The sequence below is a fragment of the Streptomyces sp. CA2R106 genome, from assembly GCF_037034245.1.
GTDB lineage: Bacteria > Actinomycetota > Actinomycetes > Streptomycetales > Streptomycetaceae > Actinacidiphila.
This window is the reverse complement of record NZ_JBAGKC010000195.1, coordinates 1-381: the sequence shown is the minus strand read 5'-3', so window position 1 is coordinate 381 and position 381 is coordinate 1. Positions and strand designations below refer to the sequence as shown.

Sequence of the window (381 nt, the reverse complement as noted above, 5' to 3'; positions counted from 1 at the left end):
GAGGGACGGATTTACCTACCCCTCGGGCTACACCCTTACCCCGGGACAACCACCGCCCGGGCTGGACTACCTTCCTGCGTCACCCCATCACTTACCTACTACAAGTCCGGTTCAGCGGCTCCACCACTCCCCCTCACTCCGAAGAGATCAGAGGCGGCTTCACGGCCTTAGCATCGCTCGCCTCAGTACTGGGCGCTTCAAAGCGGGTACCGGAATATCAACCGGTTGTCCATCGACTACGCCTGTCGGCCTCGCCTTAGGTCCCGACTTACCCTGGGCAGATCAGCTTGACCCAGGAACCCTTAGTCAATCGGCGCAAGAGTTTCCCACTCTTGTATCGCTACTCATGCCTGCATTCTCACTCGTGAACCATCCACCACT

Annotated in this window: 1 rRNA gene; it reads right to left on the bottom strand. The window is 58.8% G+C overall.

What is annotated here, in order from left to right:
- Positions 1–381, bottom strand: a 23S ribosomal RNA gene (locus WA788_RS35705); the annotation flags it as partial.